This is a genomic window from Acinetobacter sp. ACNIH1, from assembly GCF_002934695.1.
GTDB classification, from domain to species: domain Bacteria; phylum Pseudomonadota; class Gammaproteobacteria; order Pseudomonadales; family Moraxellaceae; genus Acinetobacter; species Acinetobacter variabilis.
Genome location: NZ_CP026420.1, coordinates 1,901,489 through 1,921,196, shown reverse-complemented (window position 1 = coordinate 1,921,196; position 19,708 = coordinate 1,901,489). Strand labels below are relative to the sequence as shown.

Here is a 19,708-nt window from a genome sequence, read left to right as displayed (position 1 = left end):
TCTTATCCCTGTAAAGCCTGTAATTGCTGCGTCAGTTCTTCAAGTTGCAGACGTTTGCGTGCATCCTCACGAACAGAAAGCTGTTTTTCTAACTTTTTGATTTGTGTACGTAATTTGGCAAGCTCAATCGTGGTTTTGGCATCAAGTGTAACCACTTCATCTGCTGGTTTTTTCACGATTTCAATGACAGGAACTTGATCGACCTGAGCAGAGAACTGGGCAAATAGGGCTGTATTAATTTCTGCACGAACCACTGGACCTTTACGGTCAATTCGGCGTTTTTCTTCACGTTGAATATGCGCATAGTAACGTTTACGCAAGTCATCCTGTTCAGCAATACGCTGAGCTTCAGTTGGCAAAGGCTGAAGATCTTCGACCAGATCAATACAGTCTACCGGGCAGGGCGGAATGCAGAGTTCACAGCCGGTACACAAGTCAGTGAGCACAGTATGCATCAATTTGCCTGAGCCAATGATCGCATCGACCGGGCAAGCACTGATGCATTTGGTACAGCCAATGCATTCATCTTCACGGATGATGGCTTTCATGCGCTGAGGACGACCATCCGCCTGAATTGGCCAGACGCTTTCTTCAGCGGGCAGTTTAGAGCGATTTAACAATGCTGCCAGAGCATCAGCGACGGGCTGTCCACCCGGTACACATTTATTGGCATCTTCGCCCTTAACAATGGACTGAGCATAGGGCAAGCAGCCATCACGATGACCACATAAACCGCACTGGGTTTGAGGCAATAAAGCATCAATAGACTGGACTAGAGAGATCTGCGAATTCATGAATAACCTAGGCTGCTCGGGCTGAGCCTTAGAGTGAATGAAACAAAATATGTCAATTTAATGATTTTAACATGTTTTTAAGGAACTAAGTTGTGCACGATTAAGGGTCACTTTGTGCATTATTATCAGGCATAAATTAACAATTAAGCATTGATTCAGTTGGTATTTAAGCACACAGAAAAAATATTCATAATCAATATAAATAATTGTTATCAAATTAAATTTAAACTATTTTTCAAAAAAGTATTGTAGATTAGTTACAAAAGATATTTAATATTTTGCGCCAAAATTTAACATTGATTGTAAATTTGACCAATTTTGATCCATTTTCTGCTGAGGATTAAGCGTTGAAATACAACACACTTAATGAGTTCCTAGATTACGTAAAATCACGTGATGCACATCAACCCGAATTTCTTCAAGCTGTAGAAGAAGTGATGACCAGTTTGTGGCCATTCATTGAAAAGAATCCACAATACGCAGCACATGGTTTACTAGAACGTCTAGTTGAACCTGAGCGTGCGATCCAGTTCCGTGTTGCTTGGGTAGATGACCAAGGTCAAACACAGGTTAACCGTGCGTTCCGCGTACAGTACAACTCAGCGATTGGTCCATTCAAAGGTGGTATGCGTTTCCACCCGTCAGTGAACCTTTCTATTTTGAAATTCCTCGGTTTTGAGCAAACTTTCAAAAATGCCCTGACTACATTGCCTATGGGCGGTGGTAAAGGCGGTTCTGATTTTGACCCTAAAGGCAAATCAGAAGGCGAAATCATGCGTTTCTGCCAAGCGTTAATCATCGAGCTATATCGTCATCTTGGTTCTAATACAGATATCCCAGCGGGTGATATCGGTGTGGGTGGCCGTGAAGTTGGTTACATGGCTGGTATGATGAAAAAACTCAGCAATGACACTTCATGTGTATTCACTGGTAAAGGCCTGACTTTCGGTGGTTCTCTGGCTCGTCCAGAAGCAACGGGTTACGGTACAGTGTATTTCGCTGAAGAGATGCTGAAAACTCGTGGCGAAAGCTTCAAAGATAAAGTGGTAACAATCTCTGGTTCTGGTAACGTTGCGCAGTACGCTGCTGAAAAAGCAATGTTCCTGGGTGCTAAAGTTGTTTCTCTATCTGACTCTGCGGGTACTGTTCACGTTAAAGACGGTTTCACTGAAGAGCTTCTTGCTGAAGTGATGGAACTGAAAAATATTAAACGTGGCCGTATCTCTGAATTTGCATCTAAACACGGTTTTGAATACCTTGAAGGTCAACGTCCTTGGGGTATTAAATGTGATATCGCGCTTCCATGTGCGACTCAAAACGAACTTGATGCGAATGATGCAGCAGCGCTTCTTGCAAACGGCGTAATCTGTGTTGCTGAAGGCGCGAACATGCCTTCTACACTTGAAGCAGTTGAGAAATTCGTTGAAGCGAAAATCCTTTATGCTCCAGGTAAAGCATCTAACGCCGGTGGTGTAGCAACTTCTGGTCTTGAAATGTCTCAAAACGCATTGCGTTTAGGCTGGACTTTCGAAGAAGTTGACGAGCGTCTGCATGCGATCATGAAAGAAATTCACCGCAATTGCGTAAAATTCGGTACGAAAGAAGACGGTACCGTGAACTATGTAGACGGCGCAAACATCGCTGGCTTCGTAAAAGTTGCTGATGCAATGCTTTCTCAAGGCGTATTCTAAGTCTGACTTAGTTTAAGCTTGAAAAAAAAACCGAGGTGAATGCCTCGGTTTTTTTATGTTCAGTATTTATCTTTAAAGAGCGCCTTTAACTGTTTCACGCTCTACAGCCATGTCGAATACATAGGCATATTTAGACTGGTCAGCTGCCGGATTTTTGATTTCATAACGTTTGACCCGAATAATCTGAAGCTCATTCGGTGTATGCTGAAAACCTTCAATCTGATCATAGAATAAAGTCCAGTCTTTATCGACCTGAGTCTTTAAGCCTTTTTCATCATATTTGATTTCTTTTACTTGCAAGCAGGTTTGTTGAGCTACACCCGTACAAGCTTTAGTCTGCGGTGAAACTTCTAGGAAAATGGTTTCTGCCTGACCTTGGTATTTGGTTTCCGGTGTCATTTTTCCGGTAAAGACATATTTTTGACTATCAGCTGCAGTAATACTCAGTTTCGGCTGATTGGCATCACTTAGATCCAGACTAAACGGAATATCACGCTTTTGCAGAAGCTGGCTGATAAAACGTTCCTGTTCCATTAATGGTGCATCACATGCCATCATGGTGCCCATCATGTCACCCGTACTCAGGGTATTATCTTTAACAGTCCAGCTCGTGCCAAGGCCATTACAGCCAGAAGCGACACTCAGTCTGCCTTGCTGATCAAAGCTCAGAACAATCGGGCGTTGCAGCCCACGATCAAGTTCCCAAGTATAAGCAGGCAAAATTTGTGTAGGCGTTTTTAATGTAGTAGATAGAGTAGAAATAGCCGGATCTCCTGAAGTGACAGGAAGATGAGAAGATTGACATGCAGTTAAAGCCAAAGGGAGTAGGGCAAGCGCAAAAATACTGAATTTCATTTGTTTATATTCTATGTGCTAAAGTTTCAACGTGATTATAATCAAGAGATTAGCAAAAAATATGGATACAAATCGTAGCTTTTGCTAACAAAATGTATCCAAATTAAAAAGTCAGATTTTAAATAAGCGGAGCTATCGGTTAGTCAAAACGGTAGATATCCATCCCCAAAGCGCCCATCGTAAAACTGCTGTGTACGATGCTGAAACGGTTGCCGGTACCCATAGCAAAGAACAGTGGAGCAAAGTGTTCCAGTGTTGGGTGATTACGTTTTAGCTGAGGAATAGACTGCCAGTCCAGAACGGCATCAAAATCACTATGGGTTAATTTATTGGCCACATAGTTTCGGAAGGTAGATGCCCATTCCGGAACTTCATCGCTATTTCCCTGCCAGGACAATTCACGCAAATTATGGGTAATGCTCCCTGACCCGATCAGGAAAACCTGCTGCTCACGAAGTGGCGACAAAGTCTGGCCAATCTTGTAAATCTCTTCTGCACTCATCGACATCGGCAAAGAAATTTCAACTACTGGGATATCTGCTTCTGGATACATATGTAAGAGCGGCATCCAGACGCCATGATCACGCGGACGGGTGCTGTTGGCATGTGCAGAGAGACCGGCATTGGCCAATAAGCCCAAGACTTGCTCAGCCAGCTCTGGATTGCCGGGAGCTGGGTAGCGTAACTCATACAATTCATGTGGAAAGCCACGGAAGTCATGCCAAGTTTCAGGACGAATACCTGTATTGACTTCCAGAGCTTCACTTTCCCAATGTGCCGACATAACAATAATGGCAGTTGGACGTGGCAGATTCAGGCTTAAACGGTGCAGTGCCGGGCCAACCTGCTCAGGATTGAGCGCGAGCATGGGAGAACCATGAGAAATAAATAAGCCGGGCAAAGTCTGTAAGTTCATAAGTCAAACCACATTAATTCAATGTTTTAATCATGCAATAAAAAGGAAAGCAAAGGCAGGGGTGATTGTTCAACAAAACGTTGCATAATCAGAACGCATCAACAGATCAGCCTGCACGGTGATAAGGATGATTATGGTTAATGCTCATGGCACGATACAGTTGTTCAATCAGCATTACACGGACTAGCGGATGTGGCAAGGTAAGTTTAGACAGAGACCAATGCCAGGCTGCTGCTTTTCGGACTGCTTCAGAATGGCCATCTGGCCCGCCAATCGCCAAGGCAATATCATGACCTTCCAGCATCCAGCCTTTCATAGTTTCAGCCAGTTTTTCCGTACTAAACTCACGTCCACCGACTTCTAGTGCAATCAGGACTTCATTCTGTTTTAAGGCATTTAAAATACTGTCACCTTCAATATTCCGGTATTTCAGAATATCGGCTTCAGAATCGTTTTTGCCCCGTTTCGCCATGGGCAATTCAACCACCTGAGTCTGTACAAAAGGCTGGATACGTTTGAAATAGTCTTCAAAGCCTGTCAACACCCAAGCCGGCATTTTCTGGCCGATGGTTAAGATACGGATTTTCATAGAACTGGATCAATAATTAGATACTTCATTATAACGATCAAACAACACGAAGTTGAGCTAGGGAAACAAATTGAAATTGAAATCATGAATTTAATGTTGCTTTAATATCCATGATTCAAGTATCCGCTTGATAATAAAGGAATGGATAATAAGAAATGCGGACCAGTTTCATTATTAAAAGATCTTGTACTTTTCTACTAATTATTCTTGGTTTAACCAGTTCAGGCATGAGCTTTGCTGCGCCTGCAAATTTTTCCTCCAAACAGGCTCAGCCAGAACATCTGGAACTGTTTATCAAACAGATTATCAGTGTGGACGAATACCGGAATTTTAAAAATACAAGTGAATTGAATCGAGTATCCGCATGGCTCAAAGAACAAATGCGTCTGCTTGGCATTCCATGTCAGTTCCAAAACTATATTGTAAATAACCTAAGCTATAGAAATGTGGTATGTCAGCTGAATTCCAAAGCCAAAACCAAACTGGTTATTGGCGCCCATTATGATGTCTTTAGTGACTTGTATGGAGCTGATAACAATGCTTCTGGTGTAGCAGGGGTACTGGAAACAGCTCGATTACTGGCCTTACAAAAGTCAAAACTCAAACATAATATCGAGTTTGCTTTCTATACACTGGAGGAGCCACCATATTTCAAGACTGAACATATGGGAAGTTATTTACATGCCAAAGCATTAAAGACCCAGAAAAAGAAAGTGAAAGGTATCATTATTCTGGATTCTATTGGCTATTATGATGAAAATCTGGTGCAGACCTATCCGACAGGTTTGAAATGGATCTATCCACGGCATGGTAACTTCATTGCTGCGATTGGACATTTGGCATCAGCCGGTTTGACAGGAGATTACTGCACGTCCATGCAACGTTTTAAGCGGCTAGACTGTCAGCGTTTTATTAGTCCGGCATTTGCTCAAGACATGAATTTTTCTGGCTATTTGAATTATGCCAAGTTTAACTATTCAACTATGCTGATTACAGACACAGCGCATTATCGTAATCCTTACTACAATACCGAGCAGGATACCTTAGATAAACTGGATCTGACCAAGATGGCTCAGGTCGTGAATGGTTTGGTCGATATGGTGATTCGTCTTTAAAATTATCTTCGTTTGGATACAAAAACACCCTGCCAGAGCAGGGTGTTTTTCAAAGCCTTTAGGTCTTAATGACGTGCAGCTTTAGCTTCTTCGCTCGCTTTCACAATTGGTGGTTTGACCAGTGCTTTCGGCCTATCGATCAAAGCCAAAGGTAAAATCTCATCAATCGATTTAACAGCTTTGATTTCTAAGCCTTCTTTTACATTCTCAGGAATTTCCGCAAGGTCGCGAACGTTTTCCTGTGGAATGAATACCAGTTTAATGCCACCACGGTGCGCAGCAAGCAGTTTCTCTTTCAGGCCACCGATACGCATTGCACGGCCACTTAAGCTGGTTTCACCTGTCATCGCAATATCTGGGCGAATCGCAATACCGGTGAATGCAGATACTAGAGCAGTCGTCAGGGCCAAGCCTGCAGATGGACCATCTTTCGGAGTCGCACCTTCTGGTAAATGCACGTGCACATCAGTTTCTTCAAAGCGAGATGCTTCGATACCTAACTCAGCCGCACGGGTACGAACGACAGTCATGGCAGCGGTAATCGATTCTTTCATTACATCGCCAAGTGAACCGGTAGTAATGAATTTCCCTTTACCAGGTACTGCTGCAACTTCAATAGTCAGTAACTCACCACCCACTGAAGTCCAAGCCAAGCCATTTACGCGGCCGATTTGAGCTTCTTCTTCCGCCATACCGTAGTCAAATTTATGTGGACCCAAGTAATCTGGAAGATTACCCGCATTCACTTCAACCTGAAGATTCTTAGCTTTCTTGCTAACTGCTACTTTCACCACCTTACGTGCAATTTTAGACACTTCACGTTCAAGGTTACGAACACCGGCTTCACGAGTATAACGACGCACGATGTCACGAATCGCTTCTTCGTGCACAGTCAACTCTTTAGCACGTAAACCATTGTTCTTAATTGCTTTAGGAACAAGGTAACGGTCAGCAATGTTAACTTTCTCTTCTTCGGTATAACCAGGCAGACGGATCACTTCCATACGGTCCAGCAGGGCCTCTGGAATATTCATGCTATTGGCAGTACAGATGAACATCACTTCTGACAGGTCAAGGTCAAGATCAAGATAGTGATCGTTGAACTTGTTGTTCTGTGATGGATCAAGTACTTCAAGCATCGCAGAAGCTGGATCACCACGGTAGTCTTGAGCCATCTTGTCGATCTCATCGAGCAGGAACAGCGGGTTTTTCACGCCAACTTTGGTCAATGACTGCACGATCTTACCTGGCATCGCACCAATGTAGGTACGACGGTGACCACGAATTTCTGCTTCGTCACGTACACCACCGAGGGCCATACGGACAAACTCACGGCCAGTCGCTTTGGCAATCGATTCACCCAAGGAAGTTTTACCTACACCTGGAGGACCGACTAGACACAGGATTGGACCGCGTAATTTTTTCACGCGAGACTGAACCGCCAGATATTCCACAATACGGTCTTTGACATCGTCCAGACCATAGTGATCGGCATCCAGGATTTCCTGAGCTTTGTTCAGGTTAATGCTAACTTTGCTGGCTTTGTTCCATGGCGTATCTAGAATCACTTCCAGATAGTTACGAACTACCGCAGCTTCGCTAGAGGCTGGTTGCATTGCTTTGAGTTTACGGAACTCAGATTCCGCTTTCTTACGCACATGCTCAGGCAGATCAGCTTCAGCCAGACGTTTTTCGATTTCCGCAACGTCATCTTCTGCACCGCCATTCATATCGGAAAGCTCGCGCTGAATGACTTTCATTTTTTCATTCAGGAAGTATTCGCGCTGGTTTTTTTCCATTTGACGTTTAACCGAGTCATGCAAAGTCTGTTCAATCTGCTGTTCTTCAGACTGTTGCAATAAATATGTCATCAACTCAGTTAAATGTGCATCGAACTCGTCGTATTCGAGGAATTTCTGTTTCACTTCGATATTCAGAGGAACACGGGTCGCTACGAAGAATAACAGCTGCAGTAAGTCTTCGATTTTATTCGCCGCTGCAATCAGCTCACGAGCATTACGAAGTTTTGCTTCAGCATACTGAGCGAACAGGGCACGCAGCTCCTGTAAGCGCGTAGCTTGAGTGGTTTCATCGACTGATACAGTCATTGGGCTAAGTTCATGCTCAGCAGTCAAATACTCATTTTCATCAATGATGGTTTTGAGCTTGGCACGATACAGTCCTTCAATCAGGACTTTAATACAGTTTTCATCATTTTCGTGATTCACAACTTGCACAATCTTCGCGACAGTACCGTATTGATAGAGGTTGTCGTGATCAATTTCTTCTGTAAGCGAATCTTTTTGCGCAACTACAAATACTAGATTGTCACTGTTACGAGCCACATCAACTGCATTGATCGATTTTTCACGACCGACAAATAGCGCAATTTGCATGTGTGGATACACCACCACATCACGTAGCGCCAAAAGTGGTAATACACTTGGAACCTGAGGCTCTAAGGTTTCTTGATTCATAATAATTTCAGACATGGGCACTCCTAATGAGTGACAACGGTGTTGCCATGTTTTTAATAGTGATGGGTAATTTAAAAATTACAAGGGCTATAGCGACTAAATTGTATAAAAAATTACTAATTATTTGATTTTAAAGTACTTGTGTATTTGGAAATACATCATTTAACGCTTAAAACGTTGTAAAAGTGTAGGCGTAAGCAGGGCATCTAGAGGCTGGTCCCAAACTTCTCGGACTAAAGGTTGTGACACACGCTGAAAGTCATGCGCCAGTCCAAGGCGAAAAGGACGGCGCGCTGCTGTTGCCAGCGTACGATCATAATAGCCACCTCCCATACCAATCCGGGTACCATATTGATCACAAGCTAATAGTGGCATAACCAAAAGATCCAGTTTTGAGACATGCAGCCCCCGTGTAGCCATGGGTTCACGCATTCCCAACCGATGATGAGCAAAACGCTGGGAATGATAATGATTTTGACTGATTTCTACCCACGTGAGCCGCTGGTTCATATTGCAAATATTTGGGAGATAAACCCGTTTATGATGCTTAAAGCAGTATTCAATTAGCGCCTGAGTGCGAACCTCACCGAAAGCATCCAGATAAACCCCCACAGACTTGCTTGCATGAAATTCTGGCAAAGTCCGAATCATATTCAGGATACGTTGTTGAGTCTGTTTTTGGGTAAATCGAGAGAGTTGACGGCGCTGTTTACGTAGCTGTTTGCGAAGTTCGGAAAGATTCATCGTCGTCATAAATATGGTCTTCAAGATTTTAGGGCATTAGATTAATAAAATGCCATAACTTAAATAGAGGGTAGCAACATAGCGAGTATTATAGGCATCTGTATGAATTTTTGATTGAATTTTAAAAATAATGAAACATTTATGATGAATTAATCGATCTGTACTTAGATCCAGGTAACTTTTTAAAAGACGAAAAAAGATACGGATACAGGACGCTAAACCAGGAAAATGTAATAAATTTGAGATTTATAAAACAAGATAAATAATGAAATATTTTGAGAAAAATAGAAGCACTCCGAAGATGCCGCTGCATGTCATTACCCTTGAACCCTAAAGTTCAAGGTGGACGAGACGCATACTTGCTGGGTTTCCCATACCGGATGGGCATACACTCTAAATATGCAGAACTCAATCCTAAGATTTAAATATCGGCTCAGGGGAATCTGACCCGCTGGCGAACATCTCAGAGTTAGACTAAGTATAAACGATAATGCCGATGTGGCAACTCTATGCTGTTCGTGAACTGTAAACAGTTTAGTCGAACGACCGAAGTTTAAACAAAAAACTCGATTATTCAGTTAGTTCTTCAACTTCTTCTAAAATAGTTTGTAACAAACGTTCGCAGTGCGCATATTGTTGCAGGGATTTATTCATCGTCAATACTTCCTGCATCAGTTCCAGTGCCACCATAATGATCAGTTTACTTGGTTCCATACGAGGGGCTTTACGGCGAAATTCATCGTATTTTTCATTGAGTAATTGCGCGGCACATTGTAGTTCATCCTGCTGATCCGCAGTGGAGGCCAGACGGAAACTGTGACCCAATACCTTTAAGTCGATTGCGATTTGTTCACTCATGATGAAGCTTCCTCAGTCACTTCAGTAGGATGGGCCAATTGCTGAATTTCCTGTGCATTTTGATCTTGGGCTGTTCCCAAAATCGCCAGACGTTGAATAATGGCTTCAACTTTAGCTTTGGCATTTTCATTTTTCTGGGTAAGACGTTCAGATTCCTGATTCAGGCGCTGAATTTCCTGCTGGGCATGACGCTGTTCCAGCAATAACTTTTCTTTCAGCACGCGCAATTCATTACGTTCAGCCAGAATTTCCTGAAAACGGTTCTTTAGATCAGTGCAACTTTTTTCCAGACGGCTATAACGATCTGCCAGTGCTGTAGCATCCTGGTTTAAATGCTGAAACTGATTACGTGATTCTGTCAGTTGCTGATTGAGGTTCTGGATTTCTTGTTGTTTTTGCGCAATAAAGCTATTTTTTTGTTCAATTTGAGTTTCATGTTGCACGTTTGAAGCCTCTTGCTTCTCCCGTAAACTGGTATTCTCACTTTCAAGTTGTGCAAGTCGCGTTTTTAAAACGCCAATATGCACTTGTAGACGCTGTAATTCTTCTAACATATCGAGGTCGCACAGTGTTGCAAACAAAGGTAATATATAAAGCAGTATAGAGATTGGATAAACGAATGCAAGACGATATTTCAGGTTGGTCAGAATGGTACCGCAATTTTTCTTCAATTGAAGAAATTTCTAGCCCAAGCGAACTGCATGGTTTGCTTACTGGAATTGTCTGTGTCACTCAGGCACCTTCAAGTGATGAATGGGTACAGATTTTAGAAACGCTAGATGTTCCTGAACTGGATCCTGAAGCATTAGAATTGTTAACAGGTGAGGCAGAAGACATATTTCATGCGCTGTCTGAAGATGAACTGGATTATCTGCCATTACTACCAGATGATGAGCATAGCTTGGCTGAACGCGTTCAGGCATTGGCTGACTGGTGTGCAGGTGTAGTGCTTGGTTTCGGTCTGGCTTCAGGTCATATCCGTAATGATGAAATGGAACTGATTGAACATTTACAAGATGTTGCAGCAGTTGAGTTTGAAGATTCTGATAACGATGCCGAAGGTGAAGAAAGCTATCAGGAGTTGTATGAGTTTGTTCGTCTGATTCCAGTAAGCCTGTCCGTCGGTCGTAAGAAAGTAGAGGTTGAGGAAACACCTTTATTGCAGAAATTCACGCAAAAAGCTCCAGCTCCAGCTTCTGCAACTGAAGCGCAATCTGTAGTTGAAATTTTCTCGCCGAAACGTCCGAGTTAAGTTCAAGCGGTTTTAGACACAAATTAAAAACGTTTCTGAAACCGGCATATTTTTTGCTGAGTCTTCTCATGAAGATGATAGTAAATTGATCTGACCCGTTTTCAGAATCAAATTTTAAATAACAGTAGCAATTGATAAGAAGTAAGGTGTAATGAAGAAACTGACTCAAGCCGATTTTCAGGAACGTCGTGACATCCTCGCAGGGGAAATGGGATTACGTAGTATCGCGATTATTGCCACCAGCCCGGTTGCCCTGCGTAATCGTGATGCAGATTATAAATACCGCGCGGACAGCAGTTTCTTTTACCTGACCGGATTTGCTGAGCCTGAAGCAGTTGCAGTCATTGAAACTTTTGATACTGAAGAAGAAGGCTATACCTATAGTCTGTTCTGCCGTGAACGTGATCGTGAAATGGAAATCTGGAATGGCTATCGTGCCGGAGTGGATGGCGCCGTTGATGATTATGAAGCGGACGAAGCTTATGCGATTGATCTACTGGATGAGGAAATCCTCAACAAGCTTCAGAACAAAGACAAGCTTTTCTACCGGATTGGGCACAATGCCGAATTTGATGCACGTGTAGCTAAATGGATTGCAACAGCCAGTGGTGAAAGCCGCCGTGGTACTTCTGCACCGGCACAGATCATGCAGCTGGATCGTATCGTTGATGAAATGCGTCTGCATAAAGATGAAAATGAAATTGAACTGATGAAGCTTGCATCGGATATTTCTGCAGAAGCCCATACACTGGCTATGCAGAAAGTTCGTCCAGGCATGATGGAATATGCTTTAGAAGCTGAATTGAATTATATCTTTGGTAAAAATGGCTGTGTACCATCCTATAACAGTATTGTCGGTGGCGGTGAAAATGCCTGTATTCTGCATTATGTGGAAAATGATAAAGAGCTGAAGGATGGTAATCTGGTTCTGATTGATGCTGCCTGTGAATATCAGTTTTATGCATCAGACATTACCCGTACGTTCCCGGTAAATGGTAAATTCAGCCCGGAACAAAAAGCTTTATATAATGTCGTACTGGATGCACAGATTGCTGCGATCAATGCTGTTCAAATCGGGAATTCTTATAAAGAGCCGCATAATGTGGCGGTTCGCATTCTGGTTCAAGGTTTACTTGATCTGGGGATTATGCAAGGGGAACTTGAAGAAATTATCCAGACTGAAAGTTTCCGCCAGTTCTATATGCACGGTACTGGGCATTGGCTCGGTATGGATGTACATGATGTAGGTACATATAAAGCCAACGGTGAATGGCGTGCATATGAAGAAGGTATGGTCGTGACCGTTGAGCCAGGTCTTTACATTGCGCCAGATGATGAAACTGTGGATGCGAAATGGCGTGGCATCGGAATCCGGATTGAAGATGATGTGGTTGCTACCAAAAATGGCCCACTAGTGCTAACTGCAAAAGTGGTGAAAACTGTGGAAGATATTGAAGCCTTAATGGCCAAAGCTCATGCTGCTTAAATGAAAGATATAAAAAAGCCGGTAATCTCACCGGCTTTTTTATATAGTAGAAAGTTAAAAATGTATTCGTGAATGATAGTAATTTTTTAATTTATTGATATTAAAATGAATATTTATAAAATTTTAAGAAAAAATGGATTAATTCCTTAGGCAATAAGTTATCCAATAGCTAGATAGAACAAAGATACTATCGAGAAACATGCAAGACTTTTACTTACGTTAATCGCGACTTATTCAAATAAAATTAACTTTGTTAAAATTGAGAATTATAAGATGACAGGAATTCAACACAGCCAATCAGTTTTTAGCATCAAAGCAACATATTAATCCCGATTTCGTTCTCATACTTGACCTGTTCCTTAAATAAACTCAAAGAAGAGCAGGAGAAAAATGATGAGACTAAATACGCTTGACTGGATTGCTTATGCTTTAGCGATTATTGGTGGCATCAACTGGGGTCTGGTTGGTGCGTTTAACTTTGATTTAGTCGCTGCCATCTTTGGTGAAATGAGTGCACTATCTCGAATTATATATGTATTGGTTGGTTTGTCTGCCTTGTATCTGATTTATACGGGTACAAAATTGGGTCGACGTGATGTACATCATGAGTCTCAAGCTCGAGTAGTACGTTAACTGACTAAAAGTTAATTGAAGTCATTGATATTTTTTTTAATTAACTGATGCCTATAAGAGATGGATCCGTAAATTTGAACAACTCCTATAAGTGATATTCTGCTCCTCAAATGATGTTATAAACATCAATATATGGAGTATTTTATGGCACGTAGACCAAGAAGAAATCATTCAAATGATTTTAAAGCTAAGGTAGCACTTGCTGCGATTAAAGCAGAAAAAACACTTGCTGAATTGAGTGCTGAATTTGATGTTCATCAAAACCAAATTATTGACTGGAAAAATCAATTGATCTCAGCTTCCTCGCAAGCTTTCGATCAATCAAAAGCTCCATCAGAACCCCCCATTGATCTTAAAAAGTTACATGCAAAAATCGGTGAGCAGGCATTAGAAATTGATTTTTTAGAAGGTGTGTTGAAGAAACTGGGCCGCTTCAACCACAAAAGTTAATCGACGACTCACTTCAGATTTCAGTATCTAAGCAAGCTAAGCTGCTGAAAGTCTCCCGTGGTTGTTATTATTATCGCCCAAAACCTGTTAGCTCATCAGATCTGAAGCTGATGCGATGTATTGATGAATTACATATGCAATATCCTTTTGCAGGCAGTCGTATGATGCGTGATTTGTTGAATCGTCAAGGGCATCATATAGGACGACGTCATACACGTACTTTAATGAAGAAAATGGGTATTCAGGCGTTATATTGCAAACCAAATTTAAGCCAGGCTAATCAAGCTCACCGTAAATATCCATATCTGCTCAAAGGGTTGGCTATTCAGCGCAGTAATCAAGTGTGGTCTACGGATATAACGTATATCCCTATGGCAAAAGGCTTTGTTTATTTATGTGCTGTGATTGATTGGCATAGCCGCAAGGTACTTGCGCATAGGGTATCGATTAGTATGGAGGTGGATTTTTGTATTTCGGTTTTAAATGAAGCGATTGAAAAATATGGATCACCTGAAATATTGAATACAGACCAAGGCAGTCAGTTCACCAGTGATGCATTTATTGATGTATTGAAATCAAATGGCATTCAAATCAGTATGGATGGTAAAGGTCGATGGGTAGATAATGTGATGGTTGAACGATTATGGCGGAGCGTTAAATATGAAGAGGTGTATCTCAAAGCTTATAGCAGTGTCACAGATGCGAAAAAGCAATTAAGTGCATATTTTGAGTTTTATAATTTGAAACGACCTCATTCGAGTCTAGACAAAATGACACCAAATGAGTTTTACTATGATCAGCTACCCCAACAAAACAAGGTGGCTTAACTAGAGCGGAATATCACTTATAAATACGCTTTTAGTTGTTCAAACAAGTGGGACCACCTCTATAATAGATTATTTAATTTAAAAGATATAAAGGCATTTAACAGAAACGGAGCTTAGGCTCCGTTTTTCGTCTTTAAATTGGTCAACCTAGATAAAATTTTAAATCAATAAAAACCGTATAAAGTGATCAAAAAATATCTATAAGTTTTTTCTATCTACCGGATAAAAATACCTAAAGAAATTAAATGGTTCTTTGCCTAATTTAATTAATCTTTTTTCTAAAACTAGATACGTAATAGAACCTGCCAAGATCGAAGAGGTAATAAGTATGGAACTAAATAGGTAAGGGTTTAATATATTGAGTTTGTTTAAAACCATAGCAACTGGGCTTAAAGTAAAAGGATGAATCAAATATAAAGAGTAAGATGAATCTCCAAGATGATTAAAGAATCTTAAAATTAGTGATTTAGTTTCTGTGATTAAGTCTTCTAAAGCTACGCATCCAACAAAAATGAAAAACATCGGGATCCCAATTTTTAATGATCTTAAGGTGATGAAATCAGGCAATTTATAAAAGTTTTGATAGGCTAATAGGGAAGCACCGACAAGAATCATAAATATAGACATTAATCGTGAAAGCTTAGTATTTTTTATAATGATAAATGCCAGAACGCCTAGAGCGAATTCAAGCAGAAGGTTATGGGTTAAAAATATCAGAAATTCAGATTTTGGTTGGAGTATTAAACCTGTAGCCACAACAACTGAAAAATATAGAATGATAGAAAGATATTTATATAAGTCTTTTAATAAAAAGATTAGGAAAAATGAAAATATAAAATAATAATAAAATTCATAGCTTAAGGTCCATCCATTATTAATTAAAAATTTACTGCCATTCGGAATTAAGAAGAAGGATTCGAAAATACCTGTTTCACCACCGGATGAATTTATAAGATTTGGAGAAATAACAAATACAATTAAAGCAAAAAAACTGAGAACCCAATAAAGAGGAATAATTCTGATGAATCGGTTTCTCATGAAATTTAGAAAATTAACTTTTTTATTATATGTTGTATAACACATAATAAAGCCAGAGATTATGAAAAATAAATCAACGCCAGAACCACCTATGTGATACCACTGGAGCGTATCAACATTAGACCTCTTGCGAAAGTAAAAACTGCCTCAATATAGATTTCATGAAATATCAGAAATTAAATCGTTTTTCAGATTCTGAATTCCAGCGCTTGGTTGGTGTACCTCGAGCAGTTTTTAGTGAAATGGTCGAAGTTTTAAAAGAAGCAGAATCACTTAAAAAGAAATTAGGGCGTCCTCATACTTTAGCTATAGAGGATCAATTATTATTAACACTCAATTACTTACGGAGCTACAACACCCAATTGGAATTGGCGGCAAATTACCATATCGCTGAAAGTAATGTGAATCGAACTATTAAAAAGGTTGAAGATGCATTAATGAAATCAAGACGTTTTACCCTGCCAAAACGAAGCATTACCACAGCAGACGAACAATTTAACTGGGTAATTATTGATGCGACAGAATGTTTAATAGAACGCTCGAAAAAAAAATCAGAGTAAGTTCTACAGTGGTAAAAAGAAGAAACATACGTTAAAAGCCCAAGTGATCTATCATCCGAAGAGCAAACAAATCATAGGAGTAGATATATCGTCTGGCAGTCAGCATGATATTAAATTGGCAAGAAAAACAGTTAAGAAATTCAAACATTGTGACTATGTTATGACCGATTTAGGGTACTATGGGTTAGAGCAAGATGGCTTTAAATTATTGATGCCAATAAAGAAAAAGAAGAATTTACCCTTATTTGATGCTGAGAAAAAGTACAATAGGATGATTGGGAAAATAAGGGTTGTGATCGAACACATCAATAGTCAATTGAAAACATTCAGAATATTAAGTGAACGCTATAGAAATAGGCGGAAAAGATTTGGTTTACGTATTAACTTAATCGCTGCACTGGTAAATCGGATAAATTTGCAATAACGACTTTCGCAAGAGGTCTATTGTATTGTTGTCCTTTAAAGGAGGTATGGCTTATAACTACCATTAAGGCAGCAATCCCCCTAAGAAATTGCACTGAATAAAGCATAGTTATTATTTTATTAAAGTATTTAATTTAAACTACCATACTCAATGTTTGTCTAACAAATATACCTTATGAAAGACCGTGAATATTACTAATTATTTAATCAAAAAATATTACAGTTGGTTTTATATAAAAGTAGCCGTATTTTACGGAAACTTAAATATTCACTAGAGTTTTGGAAACGGCTTTGTTGCACAAACCTATCTGTAAAGGCTTTTTCAGCGATATAATTTTCAAATGAAGAAGCCTACACACAAAATCTACCGCACAACCAATTGGCCCGCATATAACCGAGCACTCATGAGTCGCGGAAATATTGCCATTTGGTTTGATCCTGCTACGCAATGGTATGCTCTATCAAAAGGCAAACAAGGGCGAAATCAAACCTACTCCGACGCAGCTATCCAATGCTGCTTAATGATTAAATCCTTATTCCGTTTGTCTTTACGTATGGTCACTGGCTTTGTGCAAAGTCTGATTAAACTTTGCGGATTAAATTGGACAGCACCAGATTACAGTACGCTTTGTAGAAGACAAAAGCATATTGATATTGCAATCAGCTACCAAAAAAGTAGCGATGGGCTGCATCTACTCGTAGACTCTACAGGCATGAAGTTTCTAGGTGAGGGCGAATGGAAACGCAAGAAACATGGAGCTGAATATCGTCGCCAATGGCGTAAACTACATATTGGTATAGATGCCAAAACCCTACAAATACGCGCTATTCAGCTCACAACCAATAATGTCAGTGATTCACAGGTGCTTGGTGATTTACTTAATCAGATTCCACAAGATGAGCAGATTGACTCTGTTTATACCGATGGAGCTTATGACACCAAGCAATGCCGTCAGGTCATTGCAGATCGGCAAGCACATGCGGTGATTCCACCTAGAAAAAATGCGAAACCATGGAAAGATACAAAGAGTAGCTCGCTAGAGCGAAATGAATTACTTCGAACAGTTACACGTTTAGGCAGGACATTATGGAAAAAATGGTCAGGCTATCATCGCCGCAGTTTGGTGGAAACCAAGATGCATTGCATCAAATTATTAGGCGATAAATTAATGGCAAGAAGCTTTCCTAGTCAGGTGAATGAAATTCATGCACGTGTAGCAGTCCTCAACCGATTTACGGAATTAGGTCGACCACTTACCCAAGTTACGCCTTAAATTTGGCTCAATTAGGGGCGCTTTGCATTTCAAATCTTTGTGCAACAAAGCCTTTGGAAACTGTAAAAAATGAATTTTTTATTAATTATTATTATTTATTAACCAGCTTAAAATATATTTCAAAATTTTAATAAAAAGTAAAAGTGCTCAGCTTAATCAAAGAAATTCCAGAAACCATTTATGAATCAATTCAAAGATCACGTATACAGTATCTTCTTCACACCAAAATTTGGGAATTTTCTATACATAAATGAAAGATATATTTAACAGTAATTGCTAAGATTTCTGTTTAGAAACCTTGATACTATATTCAAATTTTTAATCATTAGATAATAAAAAACCCCGGCATCCTGCTGGGGTTTTTCGTATTGGTTAGCTTGGTATAACTCCTGTCGTACCTTACCGTCCTTGTGCTTATCTATTGTTATTCTTATGTGGAACTTCCTGTTCCTGATGTAATCATCATATGAAAATTCATTTAACCAAAATAGTAGTAAAGGACTTGAATGACTGTAAGTCAAAGAGTACAAGATTGATTATTAAATAGGCATGTTTTTTGTATCGTTTAGAAATTTAAAACAGTTACCCTTTAAAAATATTTTGAGAAAAGAGGAAGAAGAATGTCCATACTTAATAAGTTGCTTGAGCTCGACTTAGACTGTCGTTTCTAAATTGAACAAGAAGACTCATATAATCCTTTCCTTCATCTTTGCTATTGTATTTGTAGCAGTTGCACTACTGATCGAGAACAAATCGCTGATTTACATTTTTGCTGGCTTGATGCTGTTCTGGCAAAGATATCTGGTGCTCAAGTTACATGAGCATTTAGAAAGTAAAAAAACTGATACTTGATGGCCGATTTCAAATAGCAATATTTTGAGGCTTTTTAATATAGAAATATTTTGGAAATGTGTGTTAAAAGCAAGTGGCTGAATTTATATAAAAATTCATTTTATTTTTCAAGTTATTTTACTATTAGATAAATTATATTGTATCTAATCATAGAAAATTTTTATAAAATCAGTTATATATATTTAACGGAAAAAATATTGAGTAATATACATAATCTAAAATATTGAGGTAGACAATGAGCGACGCAAGACTTTTATATGTCAGTAAGTTGTATGACTGCGCAGATCCAATGAATGATCTATTCAATATTCTTACAGAAGCGTTGAATTTCAATTCACGTAATGCGATTTTTGGGGCTCTGTATTATGGGAATGGTTACTTTGTTCAATGTCTAGAAGGAGATAGGAACAAGATTGAAGATCTGTTCTATAAAAAAATCTTGAAAGATCCTCGACATAAAAATTGTGAAGTACTGTATTTTGAAGATGTAAATGATCGACTCTTCTCAGACTGGCATATGAAATATGCCAATATCCAGCAGGATATTCTTGGATTCTTTGCCGAACATAATCTGGATGAATTCAATCCTTATACCTTGAATGCCAAGACCATTCTTCAATTTATTCAGATATTGGCAAGTTTGAATGACCATGCCTATACATTGAAAGCAAGTTAATCCTTACATCATCATGCGATATAAGCTTTAGCCCTGTATCGTATGATTTTTTAGAATGAGATTTACTTTAAAATAATTGAAATAAAAAATATTTTATAAATTTAAAAATATAAATATTGTTAATTCAAAAAATTATATCCAGATCCCATCCTTATCATTTCATACCAAGCCAAGCTTTTAAACCTAACAATCAGTGCA

At 39.7% G+C, this 19,708-nt stretch carries 17 protein-coding genes, 1 other RNA gene and 1 pseudogene; 9 read left to right on the top strand and 10 right to left on the bottom strand.

All coding sequences use genetic code 11. From position 1 onward, the window contains the following. Positions 1-2 precede the first annotated feature (2 nt). A complete protein-coding gene (locus C3F22_RS09455; RefSeq protein ID WP_034170488.1) occupies positions 3-794 on the bottom strand; it encodes an RnfABCDGE type electron transport complex subunit B in 792 nt (263 codons plus the stop codon). 347 nt (positions 795-1,141) lie between these two features. Between C3F22_RS09455 and gdhA the strand changes: the two genes are divergently transcribed. After that, positions 1,142-2,485 (top strand): NADP-specific glutamate dehydrogenase, encoded by a 1,344-nt coding sequence (gene gdhA, locus C3F22_RS09450; protein ID WP_034170487.1) that lies wholly within the window; start codon positions 1,142-1,144, stop codon positions 2,483-2,485. Positions 2,486-2,557: 72 nt separating this feature from the next. Here gdhA and C3F22_RS09445 read toward each other — a convergent pair whose 3' ends face one another. The 3 genes from C3F22_RS09445 to rlmH all read right to left on the bottom strand — a co-directional run bounded on the left by C3F22_RS09445 (position 2,558) and on the right by rlmH (position 4,845). Beyond that, positions 2,558-3,340: an META and DUF4377 domain-containing protein gene (locus C3F22_RS09445; RefSeq protein WP_104426412.1), complete on the bottom strand. Its 783-nt coding sequence runs from the start codon at positions 3,338-3,340 to the stop codon at positions 2,558-2,560. Positions 3,341-3,479: 139 nt separating this feature from the next. After that, positions 3,480-4,256 (bottom strand): dioxygenase, encoded by a 777-nt coding sequence (locus C3F22_RS09440; protein WP_034170485.1) that lies wholly within the window; start codon positions 4,254-4,256, stop codon positions 3,480-3,482. Between the two features lie 106 nt (positions 4,257-4,362). Then, positions 4,363-4,845, bottom strand: a complete 483-nt coding sequence (gene rlmH, locus C3F22_RS09435; RefSeq protein WP_004782895.1) for a 23S rRNA (pseudouridine(1915)-N(3))-methyltransferase RlmH — start codon at positions 4,843-4,845, stop codon at positions 4,363-4,365. 155 nt (positions 4,846-5,000) lie between these two features. On the opposite strand from rlmH, the gene C3F22_RS09430 reads away from it, so the two are divergent. Next, positions 5,001-5,960 carry a M28 family peptidase gene (locus C3F22_RS09430; RefSeq protein WP_104426411.1) on the top strand — a complete coding sequence of 320 codons (960 nt, stop codon included), beginning with the start codon at positions 5,001-5,003 and terminating at the stop codon, positions 5,958-5,960. Positions 5,961-6,025: 65 nt separating this feature from the next. Here C3F22_RS09430 and lon read toward each other — a convergent pair whose 3' ends face one another. The 5 genes from lon to C3F22_RS09405 all read right to left on the bottom strand — a co-directional run bounded on the left by lon (position 6,026) and on the right by C3F22_RS09405 (position 10,593). Beyond that, complete coding sequence (lon, locus tag C3F22_RS09425; protein ID WP_104426410.1) at positions 6,026-8,452, bottom strand: endopeptidase La; 2,427 nt, start codon at positions 8,450-8,452, stop codon at positions 6,026-6,028. Positions 8,453-8,599: 147 nt separating this feature from the next. After that, positions 8,600-9,181, bottom strand: coding sequence for a 5-formyltetrahydrofolate cyclo-ligase (locus C3F22_RS09420; protein WP_034170526.1), 582 nt, complete (start codon positions 9,179-9,181; stop codon positions 8,600-8,602). 288 nt (positions 9,182-9,469) lie between these two features. Then, positions 9,470-9,654: non-coding RNA, 6S RNA (gene ssrS / locus C3F22_RS09415), on the bottom strand. A gap of 97 nt (positions 9,655-9,751) precedes the next feature. After that, a complete protein-coding gene (locus C3F22_RS09410) occupies positions 9,752-10,039 on the bottom strand; it encodes a cell division protein ZapA (protein WP_104426409.1) in 288 nt (95 codons plus the stop codon). After that, positions 10,036-10,593, bottom strand: a complete 558-nt coding sequence (locus C3F22_RS09405; RefSeq protein ID WP_104426408.1) for a hypothetical protein — start codon at positions 10,591-10,593, stop codon at positions 10,036-10,038. The genes C3F22_RS09410 and C3F22_RS09405 overlap by 4 nt, the downstream gene beginning before the upstream one ends. A gap of 65 nt (positions 10,594-10,658) precedes the next feature. On the opposite strand from C3F22_RS09405, the gene C3F22_RS09400 reads away from it, so the two are divergent. From C3F22_RS09400 to C3F22_RS09385, 4 genes are all read left to right on the top strand, one after another. Next, positions 10,659-11,291 (top strand): UPF0149 family protein, encoded by a 633-nt coding sequence (locus tag C3F22_RS09400; protein ID WP_104426407.1) that lies wholly within the window; start codon positions 10,659-10,661, stop codon positions 11,289-11,291. Positions 11,292-11,442: 151 nt separating this feature from the next. Then, complete coding sequence (pepP, locus tag C3F22_RS09395; protein WP_104426406.1) at positions 11,443-12,777, top strand: Xaa-Pro aminopeptidase; 1,335 nt, start codon at positions 11,443-11,445, stop codon at positions 12,775-12,777. Positions 12,778-13,170: 393 nt separating this feature from the next. Then, positions 13,171-13,410 carry a DUF378 domain-containing protein gene (locus tag C3F22_RS09390; protein ID WP_034703714.1) on the top strand — a complete coding sequence of 80 codons (240 nt, stop codon included), beginning with the start codon at positions 13,171-13,173 and terminating at the stop codon, positions 13,408-13,410. Positions 13,411-13,542: 132 nt separating this feature from the next. Continuing rightward, a protein-coding gene (locus C3F22_RS09385) for an IS3-like element ISAba14 family transposase (RefSeq protein WP_100834114.1) occupies positions 13,543-14,687 on the top strand; the annotation gives its coding sequence in 2 pieces (ribosomal slippage) (positions 13,543-13,807 and positions 13,807-14,687; 1,146 coding nt in all). 198 nt (positions 14,688-14,885) lie between these two features. Here the strand turns inward: C3F22_RS09385 and C3F22_RS09380 are convergent. Further along, positions 14,886-15,851 (bottom strand): annotated as a pseudogene (locus C3F22_RS09380) (acyltransferase family protein); the annotation flags it as partial. Positions 15,852-15,886: 35 nt separating this feature from the next. On the opposite strand from C3F22_RS09380, the gene C3F22_RS09375 reads away from it, so the two are divergent. The 3 genes from C3F22_RS09375 (at position 15,887) to C3F22_RS09365 (ending at position 19,510) form a co-directional block, all read left to right on the top strand. Then, positions 15,887-16,709 (top strand): IS5 family transposase gene (locus C3F22_RS09375; RefSeq protein ID WP_104426404.1). Its coding sequence is split into 2 segments (ribosomal slippage): positions 15,887-16,267 and positions 16,269-16,709, totalling 822 coding nucleotides; the frame shifts between segments, so codons are not numbered across the junction. Positions 16,710-17,049: 340 nt separating this feature from the next. Continuing rightward, positions 17,050-17,982 (top strand): IS5-like element IS17 family transposase, encoded by a 933-nt coding sequence (locus tag C3F22_RS09370; protein ID WP_104426403.1) that lies wholly within the window; start codon positions 17,050-17,052, stop codon positions 17,980-17,982. 1,087 nt (positions 17,983-19,069) lie between these two features. Continuing rightward, positions 19,070-19,510, top strand: a complete 441-nt coding sequence (locus C3F22_RS09365; RefSeq protein ID WP_104426402.1) for a BLUF domain-containing protein — start codon at positions 19,070-19,072, stop codon at positions 19,508-19,510. The last annotated feature ends 198 nt before the right edge of the window (positions 19,511-19,708 follow it).